Source organism: Streptomyces sp. NPDC037242, assembly GCF_055604165.1.
The window spans coordinates 17,661-30,023 of sequence record NZ_JBVJUY010000044.1; the positions used below are offsets into that span (position 1 = coordinate 17,661).

The 12,363-nt window shown below is 65.5% G+C and carries 13 protein-coding genes and 1 pseudogene; 9 read left to right on the forward strand and 5 right to left on the reverse strand.

The features are described 5' to 3' along the window. Positions 1-66 precede the first annotated feature (66 nt). A complete protein-coding gene (locus tag ACZ7GJ_RS34935) occupies positions 67-573 on the forward strand; it encodes a hypothetical protein (protein WP_470757547.1) in 507 nt (168 codons plus the stop codon). Between the two features lie 39 nt (positions 574-612). On the opposite strand, the gene ACZ7GJ_RS34940 is transcribed toward ACZ7GJ_RS34935, so the two are convergent. From ACZ7GJ_RS34940 to ACZ7GJ_RS34955, 4 genes are all read right to left on the reverse strand, one after another. Further along, on the reverse strand, positions 613-843 hold the full coding sequence (locus tag ACZ7GJ_RS34940) for a DUF2277 domain-containing protein (RefSeq protein ID WP_365927143.1): 231 nt from the start codon (positions 841-843) through the stop codon (positions 613-615). A 15-nt stretch (positions 844-858) separates the two neighbouring features. After that, the gene (locus ACZ7GJ_RS34945) at positions 859-1,491 is read right to left on the reverse strand and encodes a TRADD-N-associated membrane domain-containing protein (protein WP_470757549.1); all 633 of its coding nucleotides are present in this window, start codon (positions 1,489-1,491) and stop codon (positions 859-861) included. Positions 1,492-1,565: 74 nt separating this feature from the next. Beyond that, positions 1,566-1,742, reverse strand: coding sequence for an HGGxSTG domain-containing protein (locus ACZ7GJ_RS34950; RefSeq protein WP_470757551.1), 177 nt, complete (start codon positions 1,740-1,742; stop codon positions 1,566-1,568). Between the two features lie 162 nt (positions 1,743-1,904). Next, the gene (locus ACZ7GJ_RS34955; RefSeq protein ID WP_470757553.1) at positions 1,905-2,381 is read right to left on the reverse strand and encodes a DUF4760 domain-containing protein; all 477 of its coding nucleotides are present in this window, start codon (positions 2,379-2,381) and stop codon (positions 1,905-1,907) included. 1,011 nt (positions 2,382-3,392) lie between these two features. On the opposite strand from ACZ7GJ_RS34955, the pseudogene ACZ7GJ_RS34960 reads away from it, so the two are divergent. The 5 genes and pseudogenes from ACZ7GJ_RS34960 to ACZ7GJ_RS34980 form a co-directional block, all read left to right on the forward strand. Further along, positions 3,393-3,800: pseudogene (locus ACZ7GJ_RS34960) on the forward strand (tyrosine-type recombinase/integrase); the annotation flags it as partial. 806 nt (positions 3,801-4,606) lie between these two features. Beyond that, positions 4,607-5,779: a GmrSD restriction endonuclease domain-containing protein gene (locus ACZ7GJ_RS34965; protein WP_470757555.1), complete on the forward strand. Its 1,173-nt coding sequence runs from the start codon at positions 4,607-4,609 to the stop codon at positions 5,777-5,779. 12 nt (positions 5,780-5,791) lie between these two features. Then, positions 5,792-6,496, forward strand: coding sequence for a hypothetical protein (locus ACZ7GJ_RS34970; RefSeq protein ID WP_470757557.1), 705 nt, complete (start codon positions 5,792-5,794; stop codon positions 6,494-6,496). A gap of 1,111 nt (positions 6,497-7,607) precedes the next feature. Further along, on the forward strand, positions 7,608-8,381 hold the full coding sequence (locus tag ACZ7GJ_RS34975) for a hypothetical protein (protein WP_470757559.1): 774 nt from the start codon (positions 7,608-7,610) through the stop codon (positions 8,379-8,381). Between the two features lie 137 nt (positions 8,382-8,518). Beyond that, on the forward strand, positions 8,519-9,295 hold the full coding sequence (locus ACZ7GJ_RS34980) for an NUDIX domain-containing protein (RefSeq protein WP_470757561.1): 777 nt from the start codon (positions 8,519-8,521) through the stop codon (positions 9,293-9,295). Here ACZ7GJ_RS34980 and ACZ7GJ_RS34985 read toward each other — a convergent pair. After that, positions 9,279-10,409: an XRE family transcriptional regulator gene (locus ACZ7GJ_RS34985; protein WP_470757563.1), complete on the reverse strand. Its 1,131-nt coding sequence runs from the start codon at positions 10,407-10,409 to the stop codon at positions 9,279-9,281. The two genes, ACZ7GJ_RS34980 and ACZ7GJ_RS34985, sit on opposite strands and share 17 nt — an antisense overlap. A gap of 782 nt (positions 10,410-11,191) precedes the next feature. Here ACZ7GJ_RS34985 and ACZ7GJ_RS34990 point away from each other — a divergent pair. The 3 genes from ACZ7GJ_RS34990 to ACZ7GJ_RS35000 all read left to right on the forward strand — a co-directional run bounded on the left by ACZ7GJ_RS34990 (position 11,192) and on the right by ACZ7GJ_RS35000 (position 12,338). Then, the gene (locus ACZ7GJ_RS34990) at positions 11,192-11,371 is read left to right on the forward strand and encodes a hypothetical protein (protein ID WP_470757565.1); all 180 of its coding nucleotides are present in this window, start codon (positions 11,192-11,194) and stop codon (positions 11,369-11,371) included. Between the two features lie 95 nt (positions 11,372-11,466). Next, entirely contained in the window at positions 11,467-11,736 is a 270-nt protein-coding gene (locus ACZ7GJ_RS34995) for a DUF6284 family protein (protein ID WP_470757567.1), read from the forward strand. 98 nt (positions 11,737-11,834) lie between these two features. Continuing rightward, positions 11,835-12,338, forward strand: a complete 504-nt coding sequence (locus ACZ7GJ_RS35000; RefSeq protein ID WP_470757569.1) for a hypothetical protein — start codon at positions 11,835-11,837, stop codon at positions 12,336-12,338. Positions 12,339-12,363 lie beyond the last annotated feature (25 nt).

The window sequence follows — 12,363 nt, forward strand, 5'->3', positions numbered from 1 at the left end:
CTAGCGTCCTGAGCACGGTGCGGATCCGAATCCGCGCCGCTTCGAGGAGCCCGAGGAGTTCTCTCCATGCCCGCCACATCGAATCGCACGCCCCGCGTGACCCACCCGCCCCGGCTGATGGCGATCGCCGCCGCGGCCCTCGCCGTCAGCGCCGCCGTTCCCGCCACACTCGCCCAGGCCGCCCCTTCCGCCACCGTCTCCCCCGGCACCGTCGCCCCCGGCGAACGGGTCAGCCTGAACATCGCCGGCTGCGGCACCAACACCGGCAGGGCCTCCTCCCGCGCCTTCGGCGACGTATGGCTGACCCCGGGCAACCGTGAGGCCACCAACCTCATCGGCGGCGCCACCACTTACCGCAACATCAGCGCCGGATCGCACCCCGTCACCTTCGAGTGCGGCGGCCAGCGCATCACCGTGGCCCTCAACATCAGCCCGGGCGCCGCCCGCGGCGGGCTCGGCGGCAGCGTCGACTCCGTGACCCCGGGCGAGATCGCCATCGGCGGAGCCCTCGCCGCGGGCGGCCTCGGCGCCGGCATCTGGCTCCTGCGCCGCCGCTCGGGACGCTCCGCCTGACGGGCCCGCGGACCGCACAGCACGGGGAGTGGCGGGCGGTCAGCCGGCGGCTACGGCCTGCTGCCCCCGCACGTGCACCCCGTCGAGCAGCGCGGCCGTCGCTTCGGCGATCGCGTCGACGGCGGCCTCGAACACTTCCCGGTTGTGCGCGGCGGGCGCCCGGAAGCCGGACACCTTGCGCACGTACTGGAGCGCGGCGGCGCGGATCTCCTCCTCCGTGGCCTTCTCGGGGATGGCGGGCGGGCGCAGGGTCTTAATGGAACGGCACATACCCCTACTATCCCGCTACCCGGGCAGCTCGGCGCCGGACAGTTTCATGATCAAACCGGCTTGCAGCCGCGCCCGCAGCGCCTGGTCGGCCACCTCGTCCAGCAGCAGGATCGCCTGCTGCATCGTCTCGGCGGCCCGCCGGTCCTCCCGTAGCGAGGCAGTCTGGTCGGCCATGTGCTTCAGCGCGATGTCCGCCCGTCGATGGAACAACTGCCCGACCAGCGTCACCACGAGCCCCACGGAGCTGGTCACGACCCCGAGGTACAGGTCGCCGCTGCTCTCGGCCTTCCACACCGCGATCGCGACCCCGACGAGCAGGATCGCCGCCCCGGCCCCGGCGAACCGCTGGCTGGTCGCGAAGCTGCTCCGCGCCTGGGTCAGCCCGTACGCGTAGTACTCGATGAGGACCGGCGTGAAACCGTCCCGCCGGTCACCGTCCTCCGCGGCCGGATGCCGGATCCCCCCGACGTCCGCGAACTTCGGGTCCCCCTCCTCCGCAATCGGCGCGTCCCGGCCGGCCGCCGCGAGCAACCGCTCCCGCTCCGCGTCGCGCCGCCGGTCGAACCCCTCCCGCGCGACCCGCTCCAGCACCACCGCCACGACGGCCACGACCACGGCCGCCCCACCCCACGCGAGCCACTCGCCCATCCCCCGACCATCCCACGCCCCACCCCAGCCGCCAACCCCCAACACCAGCAGCGCTCTTCACGCCCGGCCGGGCGTCACTTCCCCTTCCGGAGCCTGCGCATCTTCGCTTCGGCTTCCTTCTTCTTCCGCTGCGCCACCGCGTAGCCCGACCACGCACCCTGATGCAACTGACACCGGGAACTGTTCATGATCGCGGGCTTGGCACAAGGCCGCCCTTTGGCCGTCTGCGCCCCACACCTGGGCTGACTCATCTGCCCCACCTGCTCCCAGCGTCGCCGACGATCTGCCCTCCGGGGGATTGTCTCTCCAAGGACAATCACTGGGAAGGCGCAATCAAGGCGGACAGGAGCGCCACGGGCACACGACTCCGTATGCAGACGCCTGGCATAGGTTGCGGAGTGTGCGCAGCGGCCTTACAGAACGGTGCTGCGGGCCCAGTACTGGGCTTGCAGGGCTGAGGTCGCGCGGTAACGCCCGACCAGCTTCTCGAAGTTCTGCCCTTCAAGAGGGGAAGCAACTGTACGCCGCGTGAGGATGTAGGGCTCGATCGCGGCCCATACCTGGGGAGGCGAACGATGGAAGCACGCCAATACAAGGTCGAACTCCAGCAAGCGGCGATCAACGAGGACACCGAGCATTTCGAGTTGATCGTGGAGCTGCCAGAAGCTATGGAAGTCATCAACGTTCAGGCGGGACGGATCAAACTCTTCCGGTGACCCGAACTCTCCAGATAGCAATCGGTACCGAAAACTGCGTGCCATCGGAGAGTGGTATTTCTCCTGAAACGACAGGAGAAGACTCACGTGCCGCGCACTTCGAGCCTCCCGGATCTGCGAGTAGGCGAAGAATGACGCCACAATCACCACGATGGCGCTGATCGCTGAGCTCACGGCGGCCACGCTAGCCCATATTTCCCCCATGCCCTCAGTACAGCACTTGGCGGCCTTCCCGCCCAGACCGCGCGACCCAACCTGTGTAGCTAGTTTGGAAGATCGCGTACCCACGTATCCTTGACCAGCGCCCCGCTGACCTGCGCGTCCCCAGCGGCACCCTCGCAGTTCCCTGCGGCCCCCCGCCTGCTCCCACCCAACCGGGCACGCGGGGATACGCCTCCACCTGCCGCCGGCAGGGTCACCCGCTGAAGAGCTGCGGCGCCGGACACAGCTCCATCGGATCGTCAGGCCGATCCGCCCAGTGCCACCAGATCGGCTTTCCGGACGTTGCCAAGGTGCCCGACAGAACCACAGACCGTCCTCCTCACGCTGGTAGAAGGCGATCCCGCAGGTCCTCATCGACTGTCCGCGTTGGGGGCACAGGCGGTCCATTAGACATGCGGGGCACAACATCTGGCTGGCTGGAAGGCAGACCGTGCGGGCTGCGCCGCTGGCTAGGATCACCTCGCCTTAGTATCGGCATTCAGGTGAGCCCGGGCAGCTTCGGTGAACGCGTGAGTTGCGTTCATAAGGTCCATATGGTCGCTGTGGCATTCGCGTAGAGGGCGGCCCTCAGGCGCGTCGAACAGGGTGGAAGGGGCCTCGCCCCGGAGCGCACGTACATGCACGTTGTAAGCATGGTTCGTCATCCGCTGCGCGATCTCTGCGATGTGCTCGGGTCCTTCAAGCTGGACGACAGCTGCTGCAAGTTGCAGCGGTTCGGTCGACACCTCAGCTCGGATACGACAGGCTTGCTGGTCGGCTTCTTCTCGCCTCTCCCGCGGAGGGCAGGCGATTCCTAGGCGTGTACAAGCCTGTACTGAGCAGTCCCCCACATCGTTTGACTCGTGTAGCAATTGGCTGCTGCGAGAAGGTCGGCATACACATCACGTTGGTTGGACGTGGGGGCCTGAGTTGCCCGGGGGATCCATGAGGCGGATTGCGCCTATGAGGACGACCCCCAGGAGGCGGCGCCGTCGGCAGACCCTGCCAATGCCCGGGATCTGCGTCGCTCCCCTGCGCTGGCAGCGGATGAGACAGGCCGTCACGAAGGCGGATGCCGGGGAGAAGTGGGAGGAGACCGGGTACGTGTTCACCACCCGGACCGGGCGACCCATCGAGCCGCGGAACGTCTACCGGTCCTTCACCCGCGTGGCCAAGGACGCCGGGATCAGGGTGATTCGGCTGCACGACGCGCGCCATGGGACCGCGACGCTGTTGACCGCCGGGGTGCCACCCCGGGTTGTGATGGAGATCCTTGGGCACTCGCAGATCGCCGTCACGATGAACGTGTACGCGCACGTCGTCCAGGACACGCAGCGGGAGGCCATCGTGCATATGGACCGGCTGTTGAGGCAGCGGCCCGGCCGTCTCTGAACGCTCCCGTTGATGTCAGATCTGGATGCAAAAGACCCCCCGCCGTGATCGGCGGGGGGTCTTCGTGCTGGTGGGCGCGGACGGTTTCGAACCGCCGACATCTGCTTTGTAAGCTCGCCCAGCTAAGAAGGCAACCTTGGATGCCCTGCCTGCCTACTTTCCAACCTTCATCTCATGATCAGCCGTAAGCCCTTGGCGTACGCAGGCGTTGCCGTCAACGGTTGCCGTCAGAGCACGACTGCTGGCGCACGGCTCCGGAGGCCCCGTGCGTCTCAGACGTATCGCCAGGCCAAGAGCCTAGAAGCGCCCTGCCGTGTCCCACCAGTCCACAAATAGGCCGCCGCGCCGCCAACTGACACCAGCATCCCCATGTCGCCGGGATGCAGCCAAGGCGCTCGACATGCGGACATAGTCCGCGTCGGCCACAGAGCAGTGTGAAGCCATGGCCGCGGTACTGCGGGCGCCCGTAGTCATGCAGCGGCAGCTTGCAAGAGCGTCTACCCGACTGCGCCCGACCCACCAAGAAGCCAACCACCACCGGCCGGCCCCTCCACACCACAGGATCGAGTAGTCGGGGTACGGAGGATGCCTCGGAAGGGGGTCGTTGTTCCGCACGTACCCAACCTGAAGCCATTGAACGGACTCGTACGACATCCTTCCGGGGCGGCAGCATCTGAGTATGGTTCAGAGGGATCATGCTTGCTGCAGTGCACCGTTAAGGGGATCCCACGGGCCGTAGTTACCGGCCAGCACTGCAGGGCTTGACCCGAGTTGCGTCCTAACTCATCCGATCCGAAGGGATTTACATGTCCGATCTTAAGTGGGAAGAAGAGCCTATAGACGATGAACTCCGGGAGGCTACGAGGCAGTTCCTGCCCGACACCGTCGTTTGGACGACGGACTGGACCACCGGCGCTCTGAAAGAACAACTGGGGCGAGGTGTGTTCGACGTCGAGCCACCTTTTCAGCGCCGGTCTGCGTGGGATGACAAGAAGGCATCGTTGTACATCGAGTCCCTACTGCTCGGTTGCCCCGTCCCGCCGATCACGCTTGCAGAGATCCCGCGCAACCAAAAGAGTAACTTTCAGTACATCGTGATTGACGGAAAGCAGCGACTCAGCACCCTGAAGAGATTCGCCGTCGACGGAAAACTGAAGCTTACGGGACTGCAGACACTGCCGGAGCTTAACGGCCTCTACTTTGCCGACGTGTCAGACGTTCGGGAATTTGAGCGGTTTGAGAACCTTCCAATCCGCACTGTTGTCATGCGCAACTGGCAGAAGGATGAGGTTCTACAGTTCGTTTTCCATCGACTGAACAGTCAAGTCACCCCTCTCTCTACTCACGAACTGCGCCGTTCGCTCATGGCTGGCAGCTTTACTCGATACTTGGATGTGCAGTCAGCGCAATCTCAAGGAATCCGGCTAATTCTCGGAATTGACGAACCGGACTATCGCCTCCGAGATGCTGAACTCCTTCTGCGCAGCATCGCCATCTGTGCGTTCCTGCCTCGCTATAAAGGGAATTTGAAGAAATTCCTTGACTCCACCACCCGTTCCCTAAACTCGAACTGGACTCCGTCGCTAGAGGTGGATCTAGACAAGATCGTTAACGAGATCGAAGAGGCCATCAAGGTCACTTATGAAATCTTTGGCGACTCGGCTTTCCAGCGTTTCGATGACGGTCAGCCAACAGGTCGATTCAATAGGGCAGTTTACGACGTAATGGTGGCGATCTTCCGTTTTCAGGATGCCCGGGAAGGTGCCCGTCGGCAGAGTGAAGCCGTGCGCGACGCGTTTATAAACCTTTTCGAAGTGGATCGAGAGTTCGATCGCTGGACTGAGGCCACGACCAAGAATCGAGACGCTGTCCTCGGCAGGATCAGCCGCTGGGGTCACACCTTGGGTTCATTGATTGGGATCGACGATCTGTCATCGAGGTCAGAGCTGCTTGCTCTCCACGCCGGCCCTCAGTACTAGGAGCTCCGCCCGGTGAAGGCTCGCACTTTGACGCGACGTGGCGAGGCATTGCTCGTAAGGGAGCGCTACCTCCGAGATAGATTCATCGACCCCATCATCGGGGCAACGCGCTGGGACCCAGCCAGTCTCGATTTCGCCAGCGCCTACGTCGGACTGCTCCACGCAGAGGCCGAATCGGCCCTTGAGTTCATAGTCGTGAAAACCCTTGAAAACTCGGTCCAGGTAACAAGGAGCTATCAAACGCACAGGGTCCTAGTGAACGCACTGATGCACTACAAGCGACATCTCGGTTCACTTGTCCCTGACCTTAAACTGATACCGAAGCGAAAGGACCTAGAAAGGAATTCCGGGCTCGCTGTGGCCTTGTGGGAGGATCACGCGCAAGGGCACTATGAGCGTGTTCTGACTAGCAATAATGGGGCAGGGGAACGGTACGTGGAGAAATTGCTTCACCCTCTAGGAGTGGCTGTCGACGCAGAACGCTTCAAGAAGCTAAAAGAGGGAGCGGGGATAGAGGAAATCGCCGATGTGGCATCTATAGGTTCCACGGATCTCCGCGAGCTTGTCTCGCTAAGGGGGGTAGCGATGCACGCAAGCCAAGCTGCTGTTGCGACCCGACTGCGGACTACTAACCCCGGAGAAGTAGGTAGGCGCGGTGAGGCTGCAGCAAACTTTACAATGAACTTGGCTAGAAAGATCGCACTATCGGCCTGGTAGCGATCCTCGGCAAATTGGCCGTCATCCTTGCCCAAGTCTGGACCGAGCGCGATCAAGAGTCCTTACGCTGGGCCCGCAAAGCCTGGCAGCCCTTGACGCCACAGCTCGCCCTGCTGTCATCCCGTCTGCCGTCGTCCCAACACGTAGTGGTAGCAGGGCAGTCGTCAGGGGCCCAGGTGGAGCGCCCTGCTGGACGAACGACCTGGGCCCCTGGCGGCTGGTCTGCTACGGCTTGCCCTGGGACGACGGCAGACGGGATGACAGCCCCACCCCGAACCACGAACCGGCCGACAGTCGCAAGACGGGCCCCGTGCATCCCGGAGTCGGAGCGCCCCCGCCGGAGGCATGAGTCTTGGCGGGTAGCCGACAGATCAGGTTGCGTTCGTTGCTCGCGGGTTGGGTCGGTGGGGGGATGGAGCCTTGGTGCCGCCCTTTTCCCCACCCCGGCCTGGTTTTTCGCCCCCTTTGTGGGCGCGGGCGGGTGACGGACGTGCGGCCCCGGTGGCGGAGACAAGGAGGGGCAGCGCGGCCGGCGCCCGACCGGCGCCGCCGCGCTTGCGCGGCACCTCTGAGCGCAGCTTCAGACTGCTCTTGCAGTTCAGGAGGCCGGGAATGATGACGACCCGTGTCGTCAGAGTGTGTGTTGCTCTTCCGTGCTGGACGAGCGGACCTACCCGCGAGCGAAGCGAGCCTTGATGTAGCAGGGAAACTCTCACCAACGCGAACCGCGACGGCTTTCAAGACCGCTCCGCAGAGCAGTGCCTATGCGGTCCTGACCTGCACATGGACACGCTGTGTAGTGCGCCGCAAGCTCTCCTGGCCCACACATGGCCCAAGGGCACGGCTGGGACGCGGTTCTACGTACCTCCACTTACTCATGAGCGCCGCGCCCTATCTGCTCTGACTACTTCAGAAATTCAGACCGTATGGGCCCGCGCCTCCGTACCGTGTGCTCATGGATTCAGACGTACCGGGCGTGCCAGCTCAGATACCTGCAGACGGCCCAGAGGTCGCCCCGACACGGGAGTGGCAACCGCTGAGTGTGCGAGAGCTCGGCGCAGCCCCGACACCGCTTGCGGAACACCCGGATCTTGTCCTGAGCCACGCCCTCGTGGACTGGCTCACGTCGATCAAGTCTTTGGGTACTCGAACGACACTGGGTGGCCGCGTTGGGACACATGAGGTTGTGCCCTGGCAGCGAGTCGCTCTGCGTCTGGGCCTGACACCGCGGCTCGACGCCCAACAACGGGCGGAGTGGCGGACTACGGTGCTGGTTCACACTCGGCGTCCCGAATATGCGCTCGCCACCGTGGATGCCGCCCTCCACCTGGAACCACGTGCACAAGCTCGATGGCAATCATTGGATGAGCTACTGGCCGACGCCGGGTCCGCGTGGTGTGTACGCCGGGACCGCACCGGCCTCATTCGGCGGGTGGACCACACGGCCGTTTCCGCCTACGAGATGGCCTTGACGCGGGCGGAGGCAGCCCGGGACCGCCTGAGCAAGGCATGGTTTGCGGCCTACGGCCTCCACCCGGACCCGGGGGCCGCGTACCGTCACGCCGTCGCCGCAGTGGAGGCAGTGGCCATCCCACTCTTCGTTCCTGCAGACCCTGGGGCATCCCTAGGAAAGGTACGTGCCCACCTTGACCAGGGCCGGGCGAAATACATGCTGGCCATCTCGGACAAGGTCGGCAACGCCTCCGACATCAGCACAGTTGTCGAGATGGTCAGCACACTTTGGCATGGACAACGCGACCGACACGAGGGCGGTAGTTCAAGCGCACCGATCACCCAGGAAGCGGCCGAGGCTGCCGTGAGCCTTGCGGTCTTGCTCGTTCAGTGGTTCGCCACGGGGGTGGTTCAAAAGCGTCAACGAGCCTAGAGCCCACTTGCGGGGTGCGCCCTGGGCTTCGGCGCCCACACCAGATCGGAAGAGAGATCGGTATGCCCGAGTCGCCTGTGATGGTCCCCGACTACGCTGGCTCGTACCAGCCAACGAACGGGGAGAGTGCTCTGAGGATGGGACCGAAGTCGACGAGGGTCTACCAGACGATCCGGTCGTGGATCGAGTCGGGCAAGTACGGGCCCGGCGAGAAGCTTCCCTCCGAGCGGACCATGAGCGCCGAGCTGGAGATCGGCCGTACCGCCCTCCGACAGGTACTCGCGCGCCTGGCGAGCGAGCGGCTCATCAAGGCGTACGACCGCAGCTCCTACCGGGTCGTAGAGGTCGAGACCGTCGCCACGCCGGCGGAGCAGGAGCCCTGGACGGTCCACGGCAGCAGGACGGTCTACGAGAACCGGTGGGTGAACCTCGACCTCGTCGACGTCGAGCCGCCCGGGGTTGAGCGGTTCGAACACCACGTGGTGCGCCTCCACCATGTGGCGATCACGGCCGTGATCGACGACCAGCAGCGCGTCCTGATGTTGTGGCGCTATCGCTTCGTCCCGCAGCAGTGGGGCTGGGAACTTCCCGGCGGGATCGTGGACGAAGGCGAGAACGCGGCGACCACGGCGGCGCGCGAGACCGAGGAAGAGACCGGCTGGCGCCCGACGAACGTCGAGCACGTCGTGACGTACCAGCCCATGATCGGAATGGTCGACTCGCCCCACGAGATTTTCGTGGCGCGCGGTGCGGTGAAGGTGGGCGAACCCACAGACATCGAGGAGGCCGGGCAAATCGCCTGGGTGCCCCTGGCGGATATCCCCGGACTCATGGCCGAAGGGAAACTCATGGGGTCAGGAACCCTGGTCGCCCTCCTTCACCTCCTCTCGTCGCGGGCTACAGCCGCCCCGTAAGCAGTTCCACACGCCGGCGATGCCGCACGGACCCCGTGCGGTTCGCCAGCAGGCGCGCCTGCTGAAGGTTCGAGCGGGCCTCGTCGAACTCCCCGCGGGCAAGGTGTGCCTGCGTCAGGTCGCTATGGAGGCCTGCCTTGGCGCGGACGAACGTGGGGTCCGTCGTCTGGAGCGACGCGTAGAGGTCGCCCATGGCCGAGCTGTCGCCCAGGAGTGCCAGCACATTCCCCCGCCAGCGCGCCAGGTGGTCCCCGTTCAGGAAGATGCTCAACATGTCGGAGTCGCGGGCATGGGCACCTTCCGGCAGTGTCGCCGCCGCCCGGTCGAGCGCCTGCCTGGCATCCTCGTTCAGGCCGGCGGCGGCGCACAGCTCCGCTTCCACCGCGCTCAGCCAAGCCCGAAGGCGCGGTGACTGCCGCTCCGAGTGGGTGCGCTGCGCGTCCCGGATGAGCTCAACCGCCATCTCCGGGCGCCCGGCATCGCCCAGCACGTACGCCTGCTCCCCCATTGCGTGAGCCAAGTACTGCGGCGCGTCAGCGTCCTGCGCAGCTCGTTTCGCCAGCTCGTAGTGCCTCCAGGCGCGCTCCACAGAACCCGCGTCCAGCGCTTGCCATGCCGCCAAGGTCGCCGCTCCGGCCAGCGCCATTGCAATGGGACGACGAGTTCCGGGCAGAACCGCGAAGGTGAGCGCGTCCTCCATCGTCGTCAGGTGGCCGTTCATCTGGTCCACCAGGCCCGATGCACCCATCTGCCGGTCCATGGTTCGAAGTAGCTCTGTCTGGTCCATGAAGGTGCTCACCATGGAATCGCTGACGCTCCGCGCCGAGTCGATCCGGCTCAACAGATCCTCGTAGCCTTCGACTTGCTGGGGGACTGGGCGTGCAGGCTCCCCGCCCAGCTCTGCGTCCGTCACCCCGAGCAGCGGCCGGAGGATCACGGCGTACCGCTCCGTGATGGCCCGCCGGCCGTTCTCCCACTCCGACACGTAGGTCTTCAAGCTCGCGCTCGATGCGACGTTCAGCATGTGCTGCCGCGCGTAGCGCTCAATCTCGAAGATCAGTCGCTCCTGCGACCATCCCCGCGCGGTACGAACACCTCGTAATCCCTTGCCCACGTGCATCGCCTCCGATGGCCGTGCCACCTGCCAGGGCTTAACCGAATCGCCGCAGGTGGGAGCGGGTTAACACCCTTGAGGTTAACCCCTGTTGGCTACCGAGACCCCCCGTCTGGGCCGTTTCCTGAAGTCACACCGGAAGAACACCGGCAGGCCCGATCGAACCAGGCGCTTGCATCTGGTGCGCACCAGATGCCATGCTTCTGGTGCGCACCAGATGGCTCGCAAGGGCCCAACTCCGGTGTGCACGCAATACCTCTTGGCGTCCGGCGTGTCCCGTTCTTACGGGAGCCCTTCGGGGTTACCGCGCTCGTCGGAGAGCCGTCGTTGTTTGAGAACTCCACAGAGTGATCCACCGCATCACTACGGCCGTGACCGCACCGGCCGAGGCGAGTGGAGACCAGCCGATCGAGAACGGGCCCGCGTCACACCCGGGCCCCACACCCCCATCGGGGGGACACGCCATCGGCTCTAAAGAACCACCCGGCCGACATTTGGCCGCGCGACCTCCAGAGACAGGGACCGCCTCTGGAGCGACGGCGCCGGGTGAGCAGCCCCACCCCCATCCATCCCCACGTTGAGGAGTCCTCGTGGACCGCTTAAGACCCTTGGCCGCCGCCATGCTGGACCGGCACGGCGATGTTGCCCTTCGAGTCACCTGACCTGCCGCACACGGTGCGGCCCGGTTGCCTCCTCCGCCCGTCGGGCGCCCTTCCGGGTGTCGTACGGGCGGGGCTGAGGGGAGCCGGACAGCCCGGAACCGTGACCCGAGGGAGAGCTTGATGCAGGAGTACAGCTTCACCGTCAAAGAGGTCGCCGACATCCTCACCCCTGGCGAGACCACAAGCGTGCGCGGCACGTTGAGCGCACCCTCGGCAGAGGCCGCCAAGAAGGCGGTCGAGAGGAGCTTGCGCTCCAGGGGATACGAGGCGACCGGATGCATCACGGTCACTCCGAAGTAGCCCTGCCTGACTTTCCACCCCCGACGACGTGCGGCCCCGGTGCTGTAACACCGGGGCCGCTTCGAGCCGTCCACCTGCTAGGGAGAACACGACTCATGAAGACCATCGCTGCACTTCAGAACGTTGTTACGCCGTGGTCCGACGGCCTGGAGCCGTCGGACGCGGAGCTGGACGCGATCGAGGCCGAGATGGAGGTGGTCCTGGCCGAGGTCGAGTTGCTGGATGCGCTGATCGTCCTGCTGGACCGGTCGGCGTCGGAGTTCGACGGTCGGCGGATCCGCCGGGCTCACAACCGGGTGCTGACCGCCCGCCGGGATGCGGCCAACCGCACTGCCGGTGTGCAGGTCTCGGGGGACGCGGCATGAGGGCCGTCGCACCTGCCCCGGAAGAACTGCTTGACCACCGGGGCCGCCTCCGCGCACGGTCGGCGTCGGGCCTCACCCATGAGCAGGCTCATCTGGGCATGGCCTTTCACGAGGCCGGCCACGCTGTCCTGGCCATGGCCTACGGCATGCACGTGCTGAATGCCGAGGTCATCGCCTGGATGAGCGCACCGGGCCAGTCCACCGTGACCGGGCGGACCTCGTTCCAGGCGCGGCCCGAGGACATTCACCCGTGGCGGTTCGCGGCGCAGGCCGCGGCCGGGCAGGTCGCACAGGTCCACTACCTCATGACCTACGGGTTGTGGACGCCGGAGCGGGCCAAGTCCTGCGCCGCTGACCACGATCGCGAGCACGCCATCGACGTCCTCGCCGGCTATGGGTACCGGCTCGGCCGGGACCACGTCCCGCCGGGAGGGAAGTCCTGGGGGATGGCGCGCGGGGTCGCCCGCCGCAAGGTCACCCACCTGTGGCACGAGGTCGCAACGGTGGCTCGTGCACTGGACGAACGGCCCCTGCTCACCGGCGAGGAGATCGCCGCCCTGATCGGCATGAGCAACCCGCCCGCCATCGGGGGCGTGTCGTGAGCATCCAAGGCAGGGCCTTGAGCCG

Bases quoted from the DNA above. Each gene is read 5' to 3' on its own strand.
- ACZ7GJ_RS34940 (WP_365927143.1), bottom strand. From the start codon at position 843: ATGTGCCGTTCCATTAAGACCCTGCGCCCGCCCGCCATCCCCGAGAAG.
- ACZ7GJ_RS34990 (WP_470757565.1), top strand. From the start codon at position 11,192: ATGCAGGAGTACAGCTTCACCGTCAAAGAGGTCGCCGACATCCTCACC.
- ACZ7GJ_RS34965 (WP_470757555.1), top strand. From the start codon at position 4,607: ATGTCCGATCTTAAGTGGGAAGAAGAGCCTATAGACGATGAACTCCGG.
- ACZ7GJ_RS34995 (WP_470757567.1), top strand. From the start codon at position 11,467: ATGAAGACCATCGCTGCACTTCAGAACGTTGTTACGCCGTGGTCCGAC.
- ACZ7GJ_RS34945 (WP_470757549.1), bottom strand. From the start codon at position 1,491: ATGGGCGAGTGGCTCGCGTGGGGTGGGGCGGCCGTGGTCGTGGCCGTC.
- ACZ7GJ_RS34980 (WP_470757561.1), top strand. From the start codon at position 8,519: ATGGGACCGAAGTCGACGAGGGTCTACCAGACGATCCGGTCGTGGATC.
- ACZ7GJ_RS35000 (WP_470757569.1), top strand. From the start codon at position 11,835: ATGGCCTTTCACGAGGCCGGCCACGCTGTCCTGGCCATGGCCTACGGC.
- ACZ7GJ_RS34950 (WP_470757551.1), bottom strand. From the start codon at position 1,742: ATGAGTCAGCCCAGGTGTGGGGCGCAGACGGCCAAAGGGCGGCCTTGT.
- ACZ7GJ_RS34935 (WP_470757547.1), top strand. From the start codon at position 67: ATGCCCGCCACATCGAATCGCACGCCCCGCGTGACCCACCCGCCCCGG.